16 protein-coding genes and 1 pseudogene are annotated in these 17,243 nt (G+C 64.9%); 6 read left to right on the top strand and 11 right to left on the bottom strand.

Annotated elements, in window-relative coordinates; genetic code table 11:
* Window positions 1-319: 319 nt before the first annotated feature.
* From AB0J29_RS15050 to AB0J29_RS15010, 9 genes and pseudogenes are all read right to left on the bottom strand, one after another.
* Window positions 320-559, bottom strand: coding sequence for a hypothetical protein (locus AB0J29_RS15050; RefSeq protein ID WP_364785134.1), 240 nt, complete (start codon window positions 557-559; stop codon window positions 320-322).
* 151 nt (window positions 560-710) lie between these two features.
* Window positions 711-875, bottom strand: a pseudogene (locus AB0J29_RS15045) (phosphoesterase); the annotation flags it as partial.
* 30 nt (window positions 876-905) lie between these two features.
* Window positions 906-2,792 carry a DNA helicase RecQ gene (recQ, locus tag AB0J29_RS15040; RefSeq protein WP_364785131.1) on the bottom strand — a complete coding sequence of 629 codons (1,887 nt, stop codon included), beginning with the start codon at window positions 2,790-2,792 and terminating at the stop codon, window positions 906-908.
* Window positions 2,793-2,977: 185 nt separating this feature from the next.
* Window positions 2,978-3,883, bottom strand: a complete 906-nt coding sequence (gene ftsX, locus AB0J29_RS15035) for a permease-like cell division protein FtsX (protein WP_364785128.1) — start codon at window positions 3,881-3,883, stop codon at window positions 2,978-2,980.
* On the bottom strand, window positions 3,883-4,572 hold the full coding sequence (gene ftsE, locus AB0J29_RS15030) for a cell division ATP-binding protein FtsE (RefSeq protein WP_364785125.1): 690 nt from the start codon (window positions 4,570-4,572) through the stop codon (window positions 3,883-3,885). Before ftsE ends, ftsX begins: the two co-directional genes overlap by 1 nt.
* An 85-nt stretch (window positions 4,573-4,657) precedes the next feature.
* A complete protein-coding gene (locus AB0J29_RS15025; RefSeq protein ID WP_364785122.1) occupies window positions 4,658-4,783 on the bottom strand; it encodes a hypothetical protein in 126 nt (41 codons plus the stop codon).
* 16 nt (window positions 4,784-4,799) lie between these two features.
* The gene (locus AB0J29_RS15020; protein WP_364785119.1) at window positions 4,800-5,657 is read right to left on the bottom strand and encodes a mechanosensitive ion channel family protein; all 858 of its coding nucleotides are present in this window, start codon (window positions 5,655-5,657) and stop codon (window positions 4,800-4,802) included.
* Window positions 5,658-6,773, bottom strand: a complete 1,116-nt coding sequence (gene prfB, locus AB0J29_RS15015) for a peptide chain release factor 2 (RefSeq protein ID WP_364785116.1) — start codon at window positions 6,771-6,773, stop codon at window positions 5,658-5,660.
* Window positions 6,774-6,825: 52 nt separating this feature from the next.
* Window positions 6,826-7,131: a hypothetical protein gene (locus AB0J29_RS15010; RefSeq protein ID WP_364785113.1), complete on the bottom strand. Its 306-nt coding sequence runs from the start codon at window positions 7,129-7,131 to the stop codon at window positions 6,826-6,828.
* 254 nt (window positions 7,132-7,385) lie between these two features.
* On the opposite strand from AB0J29_RS15010, the gene hisN reads away from it, so the two are divergent.
* Entirely contained in the window at window positions 7,386-8,168 is a 783-nt protein-coding gene (gene hisN / locus AB0J29_RS15005; RefSeq protein WP_364785110.1) for a histidinol-phosphatase, read from the top strand.
* A gap of 13 nt (window positions 8,169-8,181) precedes the next feature.
* On the opposite strand, the gene AB0J29_RS15000 is transcribed toward hisN, so the two are convergent.
* Together AB0J29_RS15000 and AB0J29_RS14995 are read right to left on the bottom strand one after the other, a co-directional pair.
* Window positions 8,182-8,718, bottom strand: a complete 537-nt coding sequence (locus tag AB0J29_RS15000; protein WP_364785107.1) for a GNAT family N-acetyltransferase — start codon at window positions 8,716-8,718, stop codon at window positions 8,182-8,184.
* Between the two features lie 558 nt (window positions 8,719-9,276).
* Window positions 9,277-10,890, bottom strand: coding sequence for a hypothetical protein (locus AB0J29_RS14995; protein ID WP_364785104.1), 1,614 nt, complete (start codon window positions 10,888-10,890; stop codon window positions 9,277-9,279).
* Window positions 10,891-11,022: 132 nt separating this feature from the next.
* Here AB0J29_RS14995 and AB0J29_RS14990 point away from each other — a divergent pair, with 132 nt between their 5' ends.
* From AB0J29_RS14990 to AB0J29_RS14970, 5 genes are all read left to right on the top strand, one after another.
* Window positions 11,023-12,414 (top strand): acyl-CoA dehydrogenase family protein, encoded by a 1,392-nt coding sequence (locus AB0J29_RS14990; protein WP_364785101.1) that lies wholly within the window; start codon window positions 11,023-11,025, stop codon window positions 12,412-12,414.
* A 35-nt stretch (window positions 12,415-12,449) separates the two neighbouring features.
* Window positions 12,450-13,670, top strand: coding sequence for an acyl-CoA dehydrogenase family protein (locus AB0J29_RS14985; protein WP_364785098.1), 1,221 nt, complete (start codon window positions 12,450-12,452; stop codon window positions 13,668-13,670).
* A gap of 516 nt (window positions 13,671-14,186) precedes the next feature.
* A complete protein-coding gene (locus tag AB0J29_RS14980) occupies window positions 14,187-14,813 on the top strand; it encodes a hypothetical protein (RefSeq protein WP_364785095.1) in 627 nt (208 codons plus the stop codon).
* Between the two features lie 99 nt (window positions 14,814-14,912).
* Window positions 14,913-15,422: a winged helix-turn-helix domain-containing protein gene (locus tag AB0J29_RS14975; protein WP_364785092.1), complete on the top strand. Its 510-nt coding sequence runs from the start codon at window positions 14,913-14,915 to the stop codon at window positions 15,420-15,422.
* 104 nt (window positions 15,423-15,526) lie between these two features.
* Window positions 15,527-17,176, top strand: coding sequence for an acyl-CoA synthetase (locus AB0J29_RS14970; protein WP_364785089.1), 1,650 nt, complete (start codon window positions 15,527-15,529; stop codon window positions 17,174-17,176).
* Window positions 17,177-17,243: the final 67 nt, after the last annotated feature.

The following is a 17,243-nucleotide window of genomic DNA, read 5'->3' as shown; positions in this document are numbered from 1 at the left end:
TGTTACGGATGAATTTTCGTCGGCAACCCGACAGCACTTGATCACTGTAATCGGATGCGGCCGTTGACATGTTCCCGCCGCTGGTGAGTCGACCTCAGTGCGGGCCCGCACTCTGTGTTAGCGAATGCGGGCTCGGAGTCGGCGCTCGTGGCCGATGGCGGGTTGTTGACCTCGTGACAAGGTGATCCGATGGTCAAAAATGCCGGTAGACCTGGGCGAAGCAACTCCACTTACCCTGAATCGTGGATTTACGCCCCGTCTCCTTCATAACGGTCAACTTTAAGTGGCTCGGCAAACGGTTTATTCCGCGCCTGTTCCACTAGCCGCCCGGCCGGACCGCGAGATACAGCACGAGCACCGCGATGAAGGCCGCGACCAGCAAGACGGTGGTCATGCGCGGCAGACCGCGCGGACGTGGCGGCGAACGATGGCCGAGCCAGACCGATTCCGCCACAGGGTCGTGCGGGCTGCGCCGATACGGCGGCGGTTCATCGGGATCGCTCGCCGGGAAGTCGCCGAGGTCGAGCCCGTCGTCGGCGGGGTCATCACCGGATGCCATAGCGTGCACGGTAGCCGCCGAACGGGTTCGACGCCGGGCAATTCCATTGCGATTCAGGCAAATCGGTGCGCGAACGCCGTGTCGGTACCTCCGGTCGCGAGATCGACCACCGGCCGCTGCTCGGATGCTCGGGTGCTCGGGTGCTCGGGTGCTCGGGTGCTCGAACCGAGTAGTACCGGCTCGGCATCCACCAGCGCGGCGAATTCGCGTGGTAGTCGACCGCACTGTTGCCCCGTAGCGACCAGCCGCCGTCGCCGCCGAGGACCGAGCCGTTGTCGTGATTGCCGAGCACCATCAGCCAGGGGAAATCCAAGCCAGGAACTCACACCGCCCGATGGGCTGTCCTTCAGGCGTTGCTCACTTCTCCGGCCAGGACTGCGAGTACTCCTGCGCCGTATTTGGCCAATTTGTTCTCACCGATACCGCCGACCGTCCCGAGTTCGGACGGGCTCGTGGGCTTGCGTGCGGCGATCTCCCGCAGCGTCGCGTCGTGGAAGACGACGTAGGCGGGTACGCCCTGCTCCTTGGCCGTCGCTGCCCGCCATTCCCGCAGCCTCTCGAAGACGGGTACGTCCGAGGAAGCCAGATCGGCAGCCGGGGACTTGCCCTTGGCCGCCTTGGGTGTCCTGGCCGGTTTGACCGCGCGCTCCGGTTCGCGGCGCAACAGCACTTCCCGACCGTCGAACAACACCTCGTTGCTGGCCTCGGTGAGGATGAGCACGCCGTAGTCGCCGTGCACAGCGAGAAGTCCTTGTGCGAGCAATTGCCTTATGACACCGCGCCATTCGATATCGCGCAGATCGGTGCCGATGCCGAAGACCTTCAGCTCGTGGTGATCATGTTGCAGCACTTTGGGATTCGATTTGCCGAGCAGGATATCGACGATATGGCCCGCGCCGAAGCTCTGTCCGCGTTCACGTTTCAGTCGCAGCACCGTGGAGAGCACCTTCTGCGCGGGCACCGTGCCATCCCAGGATTCCGGCGCGGTCAGGCAGGTGTCGCAGTTGCCGCACGGCTTTCCCGACTGTCCGAAGTAGGCCAGTAGCTGAGTTCGCCTGCAGGATACCGTTTCACACAGCGCGAGCATCGCGTCCAGATGCAGTTGCAGTTGCCTGCGGTGGGTGGCGTCACCGTCGGAGGAGTCGATCATTTTGCGTTGCTGGACGACATCGGCGAGCCCATAGACCATCCACGCGGTCGACGGCAGCCCATCGCGGCCCGCTCGCCCGGTCTCCTGGTAGTAGCCCTCCACCGATTTGGGTAGATCGAGGTGGGCGACGAAGCGCACGTCGGGCTTATCGATTCCCATGCCGAAGGCGATGGTCGCGACCACGACGAGGCCGTCCTCTCGCAGGAACCGCGCCTGGTTGGCGGCACGGGTCCGCGAATCCAGACCCGCGTGATAGGGAACCGCCTCGACACCGTTCTCGGCGAGGAAGGCCGCGGTCTTCTCCACGGAATTGCGCGACAGACAGTAAACGATGCCCGCATCCCCGGCATGCTCGGTCTTGATGAACTCCAGCAGCTGCCGATCCGGCCGATTCTTGGGCTCGATCCGGTACTGGATATTCGGCCGGTCGAAACTGGCGACGAAACGCCGGGACGAGCCGAGGTCGAGGCGCTCGATGATCTCGTCGCGGGTCTTCGCGGTCGCGGTCGCGGTGAGCGCGATGCGCGGCACCTCCGGCCAGCGCTCGTGCAGCATCGACAGGGCCAGATAGTCGGGGCGGAAGTCGTGGCCCCACTGGGATACGCAATGTGCCTCGTCGATGGCGAACAACGCCACCTTGCCACGATTCAGCAGGGCGGCGGTCGACTCCAGGCGCAGCCGCTCGGGCGCGAGATACAGCAGATCCAACTCCCCCGCGACGAACTGCGCCTCGACCATCCGCCGCTCATCGGGGAATTGCGTCGAGTTGAGGAATCCGGCGCGCACGCCGAGCGCGCTGAGCGCGTCCACCTGATCCTGCATCAATGCGATCAGCGGTGACACCACCACGCCGACGCCCGGTCGTACCAGTGCGGGCACCTGATAGCACAGCGACTTACCGCCGCCGGTCGGCATGAGCACCAGCGCGTCCCCGCCGCCGACCACATGCTCGACGATCTCCCGCTGATCACCGCGGAAGCCGTCATAGCCGAACACCCGGCGTAGAACCTCTTGAGCCGCATCGGACTCGGCGACCGGGGCGCCGTCGGTCAGTACAGCCGCGGAAACATCGGGGGATACCACGCGGCCCATCCTACGAGCGCGGTCGGACAACGGAACCCCTACATCGGCGCGGTCCCCCAGGCGACCCACCAACTTGCCCACATGTGGACAAAGAATTTCCGCAAGGTCGTCGCACCCCACGGACGGCCTCGCACAAGCCATACCGTGCTTATCGTGTGCGAGGCCGTCATACGGTCTGCGTCGGGTCAGTCGCGGACGTAGTAGCGCAGAGTGCCGTAGGCGGTGATTGCGGCGAAGACGATGCCGAGGGGCGCGATGGTCAGGGCGACCAGAGCGATGTCCTCGCCGGTGAGGCGGGGAAAGACGTTGCTGTTGAATAGTGCGCCGAGGCCGCGATTCACTACCAGCGGTTGTGCGAGGAACAACCCGAGAACAGCCAGGATCGACCCGGCCAGGGCCGCGACCACGGCTTCCAGGAGGAACGGCAACTGCGTGTACCAGCGCGTCGCACCGACCATCCGCATGATGCCGACCTCCTCGCGTCGGCTGAACGCCGCGATCTGCACCATATTCGCGATCAACAGCACAGCGGCCAATGCCTGCAATGCCGCCAAGCCGAACGCCGCGTTCCGCAGTCCGTCGAACACCCCGACCAGGCGGTCCACAGTGTCCTTGTCGTTGAGTACGCTCTGGATCCCGTCCTTACCGTTGAACGACTCGTAGATCCGTGGGTACTGATCGGCATCGGTCATCTTCACGCGCAACGACGCGGGCAGCCGGGTGTCCTTGATCATGTCCAGCATTTCCGGCTGATCCTTGAAGGTCACCTCGGTGGCTTCCTTCATCGCCTCGTCACTGTTGACGAACTGGACCGAGACCACACCGTCGGTCTTCTTCAGATCCGACATCAGCTGCTGACATGGATTCAACGAACAGTCCCGATCGCTCGCCGAAACCAGGTCGGTGAGGTAGAGCCGGATCTCGACCCGATCCATGAAGTAGTTCTGGGTCTTATCCGCGATGCGCAGCGCGAGCAGACCGCCGCCGAGCATCGTCAGCGATACCGCGGTGGTCAGGATCATCGCGATGGTCATGGTGACATTGCGACGCAGGCCGGTGACGACCTCGTTGAGCAGGAATCCAGCGCGCATTACCGACCCACCCCGTAGACGCCGATCGCCTCGTCGCGGATCAGTCGGCCCTGGTCCAACTCGACCACTCGCTTACGCATCGCGTCGACGATGTGATTGTCGTGTGTGGCCATCACCACGGTGGTACCGATGCGGTTGATCCGCTCCAGCAGCAGCATGATGTCGCCGCTGGTTTCGGGATCGAGGTTGCCCGTCGGTTCGTCGGCGAGCAGGACCAGCGGCCGGTTCACAAACGCCCGCGCGATCGCGACACGCTGCTGCTCACCACCGGACAATTCCTGCGGCAGCCGATCGGCCTTACCACCGAGCCCGACCATATCCAGCACCTCGGGCACCGTCCGGTCGATGAACTGGCGCCGCTTGCCGATCACCTCCAGGGCGAACGCCACATTTTCGGCGACGGTCTTCTGCTGCAGCAGCCGGAAGTCTTGGAAGACGCAACCCATGCGCTGACGCAACTTCGGCACCTTCCGCCCGGGGAGCCGGTCGACCTGGAAGTCGGCGACTCGGATCTCGCCCGCGGTCGGGGCCTCCTCTTTGAGCAGCAGTCGCATGAAGGTCGACTTGCCCGAACCGGACGGGCCGATGATGAAGACGAATTCGCCCTTGCCCACATCGACGGTGATGTTGTCCAGCGCGGGTCGCGTCGAGGTCTGATACGACTTGGTCACGTTCCGCATAGCGATCACGGCTAGCCAGTGTAACCAGCAACCGTTTGCGGCCAGTAGCTATAGCATGGTCGACCCGACCGTATAAGCGACTGGCAAGCAATCGCTATTCGCCGGGCGTAGCCGTATTCACCACTGCGGAAACGATGTTGAATTTCTCGGGCGATGCCGAAGTCGGTTGATCGGGCCTGACGAACAGATACAGCACGAAGGTGGCGATCCATGATGCCATCAGGATCGCCGTGGATCTACGCGGTCTCACTGATTCCCTCCCGGCGCAATGCCGCGGCGACTCGCACCCGCAACTCGCGACCGACCTCGAACTGCTTGCCCGGCAATGTACGGGCAACCATTCGAATATTCATCTGGTCCACTGTCAGATCTTCGACGCCCATCACTGTGGGCTTGTCGAGCAGCAGCGGCTTCAATCTGCGGTCGTCGTACGCCTTTGTACCGACCTCGTGCAGGATCTCGTTGATCCTCATGATATCGACGCTGGCCGCGACCGGAACATCGATCGCGGCGCGCGCCCAATCCTTCGACAGATTCGTCACTTTGACGATCTGTCCATTGGGCACGGTGATCACCTCACCATCGGCATTGCGCAATGTGGTGATCCGCAGCGTGACGTCCTCGACTGTCCCCTCGGCCTGCTCCGCGGATCCGGTGACCGCGATGCGAACCACATCACCAAATCCGTACTGCCGCTCGGTAATCAGGAAAAATCCGGCAAGGATGTCCTGCACGATCCGCTGTGCGCCGAAGCCGAGTGCAGCACCGAGCACAGCTGCGGGCGCGACCAGACCGGTGACCTCGAAACCCATCCTCCGCAGCACTTCCATGCCGACGAGGACGTATACGACGGTCAGCAGCACCCAGGTGACCACCTGTGCAAGGGCGTGCCGATGTTTTGCCGCCTCGGAGCGCACCAGTGCGTCGCTGCTGCGGAACCCGGCGTCGATCCTGCGGGTGATCCGATCTCGGACAAAGGTGGCGAAGCGGCTGAACAGCACCGCGCCCACGATCAGCAGGACGATCTCTAATCCGGAGGACCGCAGCCAGGTGGTGATGTCGGAGGACGTGGAGAAAGCCTGGGGTACATCCAACTAGCTCGCCTGCTCTCGCATTCGCCAACGAATTCCGGATTCGATGAAACCATCGATATCGCCGTCGAGCACGGCAGTCGGATTGTTGACTTCATAGTTGGTGCGCAGATCCTTGACCATCTGGTACGGATGCAACACGTAGGAGCGCATCTGATTGCCCCAGGACGCACCCTCATTGGTCTTGAGCGCATCCATCTCGGCGCGCTCCTCCTGCCGCTTGCGCTCGAGCAGCTTTGCCTGCAACACCCGCATCGCCGAAATCTTGTTCTGCAGCTGGGATTTCTCGTTCTGACAGGTGACCACGATGCCGGTCGGGATATGTGTGAGGCGCACCGCCGAGTCGGTGGTGTTGACGCTCTGGCCGCCGGGTCCCGACGAACGGTACACGTCGACGCGGACCTCGCCCTCGGGAATTTCGATGTGGTCGGTGGTCTCGACCACGGGTAGCACCTCGACCTCGGCGAAGGAGGTCTGGCGGCGGCCCTGATTGTCGAACGGACTGATCCGGACCAGGCGGTGTGTGCCCATCTCCACCGACAGGGTGCCGTAGGCATACGGCGATTTCACCGCGAACGTCGCGCTCTTGATGCCCGCCTCTTCGGCGTAGGAGGTGTCGTAGACCTCGACGGCGTACTTGTGCCGGTCCGCCCAGCGGACATACATGCGCATCAGCATCTCAGCCCAGTCGGCGGCATCCACACCACCGGCGCCGGAGCGGATATTGACCAGCGCCTCACGCTTGTCGTACTCGCCGGAGAGCAGGGTGCGAACCTCCATGGCCTCCACATCACTGTGCAACGTGGCCCGCTCGGCATCGGCATCGGCGAACGCAGCCGCCCTGGCCTCGCCCTCCTCTTCCTCGGCTAGTTCGTACAGCACGGACAGATCGTCGAGACGCTGGCGCAGGTCCTCGACCCGGCGCAACTCGCTCTGGGCATGCGACAGCTCACTGGTGACCTGCTGCGCGTGCTCCTGGTTGTTCCACAGATCGGGATCGGCGGCCTGGTGCTCGAGCTCATCGATCCGTCGACGCAGCTCCTCGACATCGAGGACCGACTCGACGGTCTTGAGCGTGGCGTCGAGTTCGGCGAGGTCAGCGGAAAGGTCAGGATGCACGATGCTCAAGCCTACTGGGCGCGACGAAGACGGTGAAATACGCGGTGGTACCTCAGCCGGAGACAGCTCGCAACCCGCCCGGGCGGCGACCGGCCAAGGCGTCGAGGGCGGTGGCGGTGGCATCGTCGGCGGGGAGGTAGACGATGAGCTGCTGGTCGTCGTCGGCGGAGAGTTCGAGGGTTTCGTGGGTGAGGCGCAGGTGACCTGCCTCGGGGTGGAAGATGCGGGTGGTTCCGGTAGCGGCGGCGAGGCTGGGGACGGATTCGACGCGGCGGGTGAATTCTGCGCCGGCGGCGACGGTGAGTTCGTCGGCCAGGGCGGCGATGTGCGGATCGCTGCGGAACGGGCCTTGTTTCAAATGCGGCGACCAGTTCGTCGGCGATGTGGTCCCAGTCCGGAGAGGCGGTGCGGGCACGCGGGAACTCGCCGCCGCACAGGCCATGCTCGACCAACTCCACTGGTGGGCAAGCGCCCTCGCCGCCGCCCGCTCCGTCCCCACGGCCGCATAACTCATGACTACCTCGCACAAGTATGACCATTGCGAGGTGGGCACTGCTATGCCGCAGCGGGGATGCGTCCGGCGGGACCGGGGGTGGGCGATAGGGTTCGGGGGTGGCTGATTACTCCTCCGATCTTGAACTTGCGCTGCGGTTGGCCGACGAGGCCGATGGGATTACCCGGGGGCGGTTCGGGGCGTTGGATCTGCGGGTCGATGCGAAGCCGGATCTGACGCCGGTCTCGGATGCGGATCTGGCGGTGGAGAAGGCGATACGCCAGGTGCTGGCGCGGGAGCGCCCAGGGGATTCGGTGCTCGGTGAGGAGTTCGGCGGTGACGTCGAGTTCACCGGACGGCAGTGGGTGATCGATCCGATCGATGGCACCAAGAACTTCGTGCGGCGGGTGCCGATTTGGGCGACATTGATCTCGCTGCTCGAGGACGGCGTTCCGGTGGTCGGCGTGGTGAGTGCGCCCGCATTGGCGCGGCGGTGGTGGGCGGCGTCCGGTTCCGGCGCCTGGGCCAGCGTTGATTCCGATGCGGCGAAACCGATTTCGGTCTCCGCGGTCGGTGAACTCGGCTCGGCCAGCCTGGCCTTCTCCAGCCTGTCAGGGTGGCGCGAGCGCGGTCTGCGCGAGAAGTTCCTCGACCTCACCGACGCGGTATGGCGAGTCCGCGGCTACGGCGACTTCTTCACCTACTGTCTGCTCGCCGAGGGCGCGGTCGATATCGCCACCGAACCCGAAGTCTCCCTGTGGGACCTGGCCGCCCTCGACATCCTCGTCCGCGAAGCCGGCGGCCGCTTCACCTCCCTCGCCGGCACTCCCGGCCCCCACGGCGGCGACGCCATCGCCACCAACTCCCTACTCCACGACGCTGTACTCACCCATCTGAACTGAGCCTCGAGAATCACTATCGGTGCATTCTCAGTGACTTCTCCATCAACACCACGTGAGCGGTGCCGTGGAACCGTGGAGGGAGTCGGGTTTCGCGGACTTCGGTGAAGCCGTGGGTGGTGTAGTACTTGCGCAGGACCGGGTTGTCGGCGGCGGCGTCGAGGCGTTGTAGTGCGATGCCGTTGGCGCGGGTGTGGTCGGCGCAGAAGCGCAGGATGCGGACGCCGAGGTCGTTACCGCGGAATTCGGGGGCGACCATGAGGCCGTGGATGTAGCCCGCCGGAGTTTGGTCCGCACCCCAGAATTCCGGGTCGCGCCAGACGAGGCGGACGGCGGCGGTCAAGATCTCCGGGCTCTTGCGCCAGACGAACCATTCGCCGCGGCCGGCCTCCTCGGCCATCGTCACGGCGGGATATTCGCCGGGCAGCCACTGGCCGATGCCGTTATCGATCATCCACTGTGCGAGGCGATCGCGGAGGTGGGCGATATCGGTAGCGTCGGCGGGAGTAGCTGCGACCATCGGTGCGGGCGCTAGCGAGTCACGTTCGGGCACCGTCCCTTTCTATCGCCTCGATTCGGCCGGTGTCAGGTCGATGTCTGCGGGCGGATGCATGCGACAGAGCGTCCCGTCCATGCTCGTGCCGAACAGCGCCCACCCGGCACCGTCTCGAGCGATCCGCACGGAGGTGGCACCGTCCGGTGGGTTGTGCAGCAGACCGGGCTTGATCAGGCCGGTAATGATCGGGCAGCCCGCACCGGCGGTCGGGTTTATCGAGATCGTCGAGCGGAACCCTAGCCATGCGGCGCAACATGACAGCCGCGCCGGAATGTCGCCCGGGACGGACCGGCCGCCCCGGGCGACTCGACTCACGGAACGAACAATGTGGCGATCATATTGACGACCCCGGAGACGAGCTGATCGACAACGCGAAGAACCATGACATCTCCTTTCTAGTACTGGGGGATTCAATCCTTACTAGTACTGCGGGCCTTACTGGGATTTCGCCTCGCCGGATAGATCCGGCCAAGCGCTGTGAACGGCACCTATGTAGATAGGCATCAATCGGTCTTCGTTGCCGACGGGCACGTGGATGGCTTCAATTCGGATGGTTCAGCTCAGATGTTTCGCCGCTGGCCATATTTCGGACAGGGATGCTCGCGGTTCGCGGCAGATGAACAGCGGTCGGCCCTGCTCGTCGTTGTCGATGCCGAGGCCGTTGTCGATGTGACCGGCGGGTTCGACTTCGGCGAAGTACGGGGTCAGGTGATCACGATCGAGGCCGACGGTGATCACCGCGGTGGCTGTGTCGCTGGGCGGACCCCACCACCAGTAGGAGTTGTGGCCGCTGTGCGGAGTCGGCAGTCCGTATTCGCCGCCGAAGCGTTCGATCGCCCCCGCCTCGCCGTAGTTGTCGGTAAAGATAGCGATATCGGGCCCGAGCGTGGCGCGCACCTCAGCGACCCGGCGCACGAGTTGCGGCCAACCGATGGTTTCGCCGGCGTCGTAGTTGATCGCGAGAACGGGTGAATCCGGCAATGCCGCCACCGGTAGCACCGGCAGGAACAGCACCGCCGAGACGATCGCATTCACCGCGATTACCGAACCCACGGCCGCCCATCGAATTCGCCGACTCCCCAACCAGGCGGCGACCGGTACCGCACCGGCGGCCAACAGGATCGGATACATCCCGCCCATGTAGTACGCCTTACCGCCGCTGACCAGGAACATCACGAACAGCACCGCATACGCGACCGGAAACGCACGCCATCGTGGATCACGCCACAGCTGCCAGAGCCCGAATGCCCATAGCGGTACCAGCAATGGGCCCATCAGGCCGAACTGCGATAGCACGAACAGCACCGGTGTATCCGAGGTTCCGGAGGATCCGCCCGCGATGGCCCGGCTCATTTCCCATTGCGGCCAGCCATTACGCCATTGCCACAACAGATATGGCAGCCAGATCACCACTGCCAGCCCGACCGCCACGGGGAAATATCTGCTGGCGAATATCTTTCGCGGGCCGACCAGAACCAGCGCCAGCGCCAGCGCCGCCACCGGAAAGATCAGCAGCAATTTGTTCTGTAACCCGATCCCGACGACCAGCCCCACCCCGAGCCACCACCGCGGCCCCGGCCACCTACTCACCCCCTCGGGCTCGGCCAACGCCATGCGTCCACCCACACCCTCGCGCCCATCTGGCGCCGAGCGACCACCCGACACCACACCAGCACCCGCGGCCGCCTGCCCATTCACCTCCGGTCGCCGGGCTCGCTCAGCACCCCAACCCCTGAACCCTCGCAGCAACACCAGCACCAGTAGACAAACCAACACCCACGCCGCCGCATCGAACGACGCGGTGCTCAGCAGATGACCTATTCCCAGCACCATCGCCGCACTCGCGACGGCGGCCGACGCCAACACCTGTGCCCCGCACCCACCGCCGAATTCGCGTGCCATCAGCCCGGCGGCAACAACCACGAATGTCGCTGCCGCGATCGACGGAAGCCGCAGCAGCAGTAACGAATCGGCATCGATTGCCGACATCGCGTGGGCCAGTAGCGGAGTCAATACCGGCTGATCCGGGTAGCCCCAGTCCAGATGCCTGCCCGCCGCGAGAAAGTACAGCTCGTCCCGGTGATAGCCGTAGCGCCTGGCGAATGCGGTGAGTAGTGCGGCGAACAGCGCAGCGACGACGGATAGCGGTCGTCCCGCGACTTTGGGCACTCGTCCAGCCTGACACAGTTCGGCAACGTATGCTGCACCTCGACGCACTTCTTACTCTAAAGTAAGATAGTCTTACTCAAGAGTAAGATAGCTGGGATAAGACCGCACGTACCCACCCGAGAAAACCAGGTGATGATGAGCACTCGAGACAGCGCGACGAAGCGACGTCCAGACACGTCCGCGGTCGGCCTGAACCACCCCAAACGGGACTGGATGGGCGCGGCAATGCGGGTGGTGACGACCATTACCGGGTCGGAGCTCGCCGAGAAGTACAACCTGCGCAAGCCGATCGAGCGAGTCACCTACGAAAGCACCAAGTCCGGTTTCCGCACCCTCGGTGCCGCCACTCGCGCATTCGGCAAGGTCGCCGGCGGTGGTGCGCCGAAACGCCTGGCCGACAACGAGTCCAAGAACAAGGACTACTTCGACCTGACCCCGAGCGATGAGCAGCAGATGATCGTCGAGACGGTGAAGGAATTCGCCGCCGAGATCCTGCGCCCGGCCGCCTACGAGGCCGATAACGCCGCCAAGGCCCCGCGCGACCTGCTCGAGCGCGCCGCCGAACTCGGTATCACCGTGATCAATGTGCCCGAGGAGCTGGAAGGCGCGGCCGCCGAGCGCGGCGCGGTCACCAATTCGCTGGTCGCGGAGGCGCTCGCACACGGTGATATGGGCCTGGCGCTGCCGATTCTGGCGCCGAGTGGTGTCGCGATCGCCCTGTCCCAATGGGGTACCGACGCGCAGCAGCAGACCTACCTGCCCGCCTTCACCGGCGAGAATGTGCCGCAGGCATCGGTCGTGATCAGCGAGCCGCGCGCCCTGTTCGACCCATTCGCGCTGCAAACCAAGGCGACCCGCGTCCCCAGCGGGTACCGCCTCAACGGTGTGAAGAGCCTGGTCCCGGCCGCGGGTGATGCCGAACTATTCATCGTGGCCGCCGAACTCGACGGCCGCCCCGCCCTGTTCATCGTGCCGTCCGACAGCCAGGGGCTGGTCGTGGAGGCCGATCCGAGCATGGGTCTGCGCGCCGCCGGCCTCGGTCGCCTGCTGCTCAACGATGTCGCGGTCGGCACGGACGCCATCCTCGGCGACAGCGATGCCATGACCCGCGCCGAAGAGTACGCCGACGCGGTGCGCCTGGCCCGCCTCGGTTGGGCCTCGCTGGCCATCGGTACCGGACAGGCCGTGCTCGATTACGTGATTCCGTATGCGAACGAGCGTGAGGCATTCGGCGAGCCGATCTCGCACCGCCAGGCGGTCGCGTTCATGGTCGCGAATATGGCAATCGAGCTGGACGGCCTGCGCCTGGTGACCCTGCGGGGTGCCGCACGCGCGGAGCAGGGACTTTCCTACGCCCGCGAGGCGGCATTGGCTCGCAAACTCGCCACCGACAAGGGCATGCAGATCGGCCTCGACGGCGTGCAGTTGCTCGGCGGCCACGGCTTCACCAAGGAACACCCGGTCGAGCGCTGGTACCGCGATCTGCGGGCCATCGGCGTCGCCGAAGGTGTCGTGCTCGTCTGACCCGGCTGGTTCCTTAACTTCCAGGAGACATCACCATGATCAATCTCGAACTCCCCAAGAAGCTGCGGGCCAGCGCCAACCAGGCCCATCAGGTCGCCCAGGAAATCTTCCGGCCGATCTCGCGTAAATACGACCTCGGCGAACACGAGTACCCGGTCGAACTGGACGCCATGGCCGCCATGGTCGAGGGCCTCGCCGACTCCGGCACCCAGAAGATCGGCGGCGCGGCCGGCGGTCGTTCCGATGCGGACGTTCACGCCACCGAACTGCTCGGAAACTCCAACGGCGGCAATATGTCCGCGCTGCTGAACGCGCTGGAGACCTCCTGGGGCGACGTCGGCCTGATGCTATCGATCCCCTACCAGGGGCTGGGCAATGCGGCCATCGCGGCCGTCGCCACCGATGAGCAGCTGAAGCGCTTCGGCAAGGTGTGGGCCTCGATGGCCATCACCGAACCGTCCTTCGGCTCCGACTCGGCCGCCGTCACCACCACCGCCGTACTAGACGGCGATGAGTGGGTGCTCAACGGCGAGAAGATCTTCGTGACCGCGGGTCAGCGCTCCACCCACATCGTGGTGTGGGCCTCGGTCGACCGCAGCCTGGGCCGCGCGGCGATCAAGTCGTTCGTCGTGCCGCGGGACGCTCCCGGACTTTCGGTCGCCCGGCTCGAGCACAAGCTCGGCATCAAGGCCTCCGATACCGCCGTACTGCTGTTGCAGGACTGCCGGATTCCGAAGGACAACATCCTCGGCAGCCCGGAAGTCAATGTGGAGAAGGGTTTTGCCGGGGTCATGCAGACCTTCGACAACACCCGGCCCCTGGTGGCCGCGATGGCGGTCGGTGTCGCGCGGGCGGCGCTGGAGGAGTTGCGGGCCATCCTGAAGGATGCGGGCATCGAGCCGTCCTACGACATCCCGCCCAACAACCAGCCCGCGGCCGCCGCCGAATTCCTGCGGATGGAGGCCGATTACGAGGCCGCGTACCTGCTGTCGCTGCGCGCCGCGTGGATGGCCGACAATAAGAAGCCGAACTCCTTGGAAGCCTCGATGTCCAAGGCCAAGGCGGGCCGCACCGGCACCGACATCACGCTCAAGGCCGTCGAACTCGCTGGCACCATCGGCTACTCCCAGCGCACCCTGCTCGAAAAGTGGGGCCGCGACTCGAAGATCCTCGACATCTTCGAAGGCACCCAGCAAATCCAGCAGCTCATCGTTGCCCGCCGCATCCTCGGCAAGACCAGCGCCGAACTGAAATAGCAAGTCGCACAATGGAAACCCGGTGTCGGCCCATTTGAGGGCCGACACCGGGTTTCTTGTCGACTTTGTCGCTGCACATCAAGCTCTGCCCGTCTCAGGCCATCACCAGGCCGTCATCGGCAAGAGATCACGCGGCCGACGCATCATCGACGGCCTGGTCAGTATGTCCTGGCGCTGCCGGATGTGAGTGCGCCTCTGAGCAGCGCCAACAGGTAGTTGATCAGGGCCGCAGGATTGGTGTGCTCGTACATGGTCGAATCTCTCGTTCTCACAACAATATCGAGACCGACTCTGGCAACGCACCACCCGCCGGACAACCCCAATCTTGTGGTGCCCCCACCTTCCGGGGTTCGACAGCACGAAGCCCATCTCGGCCGCGCGCCGGCGGTCACCGAAATTCATGGCGCTTCGCGACACCCGCCGAAACCGGTGCAGTGACGCACGGTATCTTGCCTGCTGAGAATCAGCGGACGAATTCCATCGAGCTGTACCAAGAACCCCAACAGGAGACTGGTTATGCACAGGCTGGGTTTGATACGTCGCTTCACCGCCGCGGTCGCGGCCACCACCGCATTCGTTGTCGTCTTCGCGGGTCATGCCGCGGCCGAGCCGACGACGATCGACTGGAGTACGGCCGCACAGCAATTGCGCAAGGCCGCCAACGGCAATCCCGCCGCCGAACAGGCCGTGGACCGGCTGCTGGCGTCCGGGCAGGTCGCCACCCGGGTGGCATTGCCCGCACAGCCGTTCCAGATCCCCGCGCAATCCGATATCGGGCGCGGAGACGGGCCCGGCGTCTACGGGTCCGGAATCGCGCTCGGCTACGACGGGTTCCGATTCGGATTCTTCGGCGGACCGGGCACGATCGCACCGAATCAGGCCGGGGCCAAGCTCGAGGTCCTGTGGATCAATCTGTCCAACGGCCGCAGCGGCACCGAGGTGATCTCCGAGCACAACGATGCCGCGGCCGACACCACCATCCGCACCCGCCCGATCAACACCGGTGCCGGTGTCATCGTCGGCGCGGTCTACGGCACCCTGCTGCACCGCTGGCCCGTCCCGGTCAGCGACGCCAACCCGGACGGCTACCAGTACCGACTCGCAACCATCTCGGTCCCGTCCGTCGGATCGGTCTACAACTGACCATCCGGCACGCGAGCCCGGCACGGATTCCCGTGCCGGGCTTTGCGTAAACGATGCTGGATCATTGCCGGTAATTACGTAATTCCGTAGATTGGGCTCATGAGTCTGGAAGAACGGCTAACGGAGCTCGAACACCGAGTCACAGCAATGGAACTCGGCCAGCTCGGCAACGGTCAGGCGAACGGAGCCGCTCCGCCGGATGGGTGGGCGCTGCGGCAACTGCGAGCGGAATTCACGGCCGCGGACGAGCGCAATGGCGGGGTGATGTTCGCCGGTTCCGGTCGACTACCGAGTGTCGAACAGTTCGACTGGCAGGTCCGGTTCAGCACCGATGACATCGTCGCCTACGACTGGGACGATGCCGCCGAATGCCTTGCCGCCCTCGGCAGTCCGGTGCGCCTGCGCATTCTGCGCGAGATCATCCGCGGCAGCCGAACCGCTGCCGAACTCACCGACCTCGACGAGGTGGGCACCTCCGGCCAGATCTACCACCACCTGCGCCAACTGGCGGCAACCGGCTGGCTGCACACCGTGGGCCGCGGCCGCTTCGAAGTACCCCCGAATCGGGTCGTCCCATTGCTGGTCGCGCTGGCAACCGCGCGCCGGTAAGTGTGATGTGGGTCATAGCGCTGATACCGTTAGTGCGACAGAGATAGTGGTTCGAGATCGCTAGGTCGAGTGCCGATGCGAGTTCCCGGTAGAGGTGATCGACGATGAAGTTGGCGCATGCGCTCGAGATTGTGAAGGCATTCGGGGTGCTACGGGCGCGCGGGGTCACTGATCCCAAGAAACCGCTGGAAACGTTGCGGACGGCGAAGGAATCGCAGGTCTACGGGCCGCAGGCGACCTTGATCCGGCATTCGGCCCGAGTCGCGCCCGATGCCCCGGGGGTGGTGGACGAGCGCGGCGAACTGACCTACCGGCAACTCGACGAGCAGTCGACCGCGATCGCGCGCGGGTTGCGGCAGGCGAAGCTGACCGAGGGTTCCGTGGTCGGTGTGCTGGCCCGCGACCATCGGGGCCTCATCCTGGCCATGGCCGCGGCGGGCAAGCTCGGCGTGCGGGTCGCGCTGATGAATACCGGCTTCGCCAAACCGCAGTTCGCCGAGGTCTGCGAGCGCGAGAAGGTCAAGGCCGTCCTGCACGACAGCGAGTTCCTCGGCCTGCTCGACGCGCTGCCGCCGAGTCTGCCGCGCTACCTCACCTGGGTCGACGAGGGCACCGAATTGCCCGACGGCGCACAGACTCTCGACGATCTCATCGCCGCCAACTCCCCCGTCGACCTGCCCGCACCGTCCAAGCCGGGCGGGTTCGTCATCCTCACCAGCGGCACCACCGGCCTGCCGAAGGGCGCACCGCGCAGCAAGGTGACCCCGTTGGCCACCGCGCAGATGGTGGACCGAATTCCGTTCCCGGTCCGGGGAACTCAGGTCATCGTGTCGCCGATCTTCCACAGCACCGGTCTGGGCACCTACCTGGTCGCCTCGGCGATGAGCAATAAGGTGGTGGTGCGCCGCCGCTTCGACGCGGAGGCCACGCTGCAGATGCTGGCCGATCACAAGGCCGAAATGCTGGTCGCGGTGCCGACCATGCTGCACCGGATGACCGAATTGGCACCGGAGATCCGCGCCAAATATGACACCACGTCGCTGAAATGCATTCTGGTGGCGGGTTCGGCGCTGTCGCCGGAATTGTGCGCCAAGGCCACACAGGTCTTCGGCCCGGTGCTGTACAACCTCTACGGCTCTACCGAATGCGCCGTCGCCACCGTCGCAAATCCGGACGATCTGGCCATCGCACCCGGCACAGTCGGCCGAGCGCCGATCACCTGCGAGGTCCGGCTCTACGACGAGAACGACAAGCAGGTCAGCGCGATCAACACCACCGCGCGCATTTTCATCCGCAGTGGTGCGCCGTTCGAGGGCTACACCGACGGCAGACATAAGCAGATCATCGACGGCTACATGTCCAGCGGCGATGTCGGCCACTTCGACGAGCACGGCCTGCTGATGGTGGACGGCCGCGATGACGACATGATCGTGTCCGGCGGCGAGAACGTGTTCCCGCAGGAGGTCGAGAACCTGCTGCTGCAGCGGCCGGATGTGTTCGACGCGGCCGTCGTCGGCGTCGACGACGTGGAATTCGGCAAGCGTCTGCGCGCCTTCGTGGTCCCCGAGGCCGGTCACTGTCCCGGCAGCGCGGAGATCAAGGCCTACGTCAAGGAGAACCTGGCCCGCTACAAGGTGCCGCGCGAGGTCGTCTTCCTCGACGATCTCCCCCGCAACCCCACCGGGAAACTGCTGCGCCGAGTGCTCGTCGAGTACGAAGTCACGCAGAGATCCGGGCAGCCATGGGACCACTGAGATACATGAAACAGCGAGTTACAGACGCTTGCTACTGTTTGCTGCAGCACTGGATCTCGAAGTTGCG

Origin of the sequence: Nocardia sp. NPDC049707 (assembly GCF_040674855.1) — a bacterium.
GTDB lineage: Bacteria > Actinomycetota > Actinomycetes > Mycobacteriales > Mycobacteriaceae > Nocardia.
The sequence above is the reverse complement of the archived record's forward strand: the minus strand, read 5'-3'. Positions and strand labels throughout refer to the sequence as shown.

What these genes read in the sequence shown, in the direction of transcription:
- AB0J29_RS15050 (WP_364785134.1), bottom strand. Translation starts at nt 559, where the DNA reads ATGGCATCCGGTGATGACCCCGCCGACGACGGGCTCGACCTCGGCGAC.
- ftsX (WP_364785128.1), bottom strand. Translation starts at nt 3,883, where the DNA reads ATGCGCGCTGGATTCCTGCTCAACGAGGTCGTCACCGGCCTGCGTCGC.
- AB0J29_RS15025 (WP_364785122.1), bottom strand. Translation starts at nt 4,783, where the DNA reads ATGGCATCATGGATCGCCACCTTCGTGCTGTATCTGTTCGTCAGGCCC.
- AB0J29_RS14990 (WP_364785101.1), top strand. Translation starts at nt 11,023, where the DNA reads ATGATGAGCACTCGAGACAGCGCGACGAAGCGACGTCCAGACACGTCC.
- AB0J29_RS14985 (WP_364785098.1), top strand. Translation starts at nt 12,450, where the DNA reads ATGATCAATCTCGAACTCCCCAAGAAGCTGCGGGCCAGCGCCAACCAG.
- AB0J29_RS14980 (WP_364785095.1), top strand. Translation starts at nt 14,187, where the DNA reads ATGCACAGGCTGGGTTTGATACGTCGCTTCACCGCCGCGGTCGCGGCC.
- AB0J29_RS14975 (WP_364785092.1), top strand. Translation starts at nt 14,913, where the DNA reads ATGAGTCTGGAAGAACGGCTAACGGAGCTCGAACACCGAGTCACAGCA.
- AB0J29_RS14970 (WP_364785089.1), top strand. Translation starts at nt 15,527, where the DNA reads ATGAAGTTGGCGCATGCGCTCGAGATTGTGAAGGCATTCGGGGTGCTA.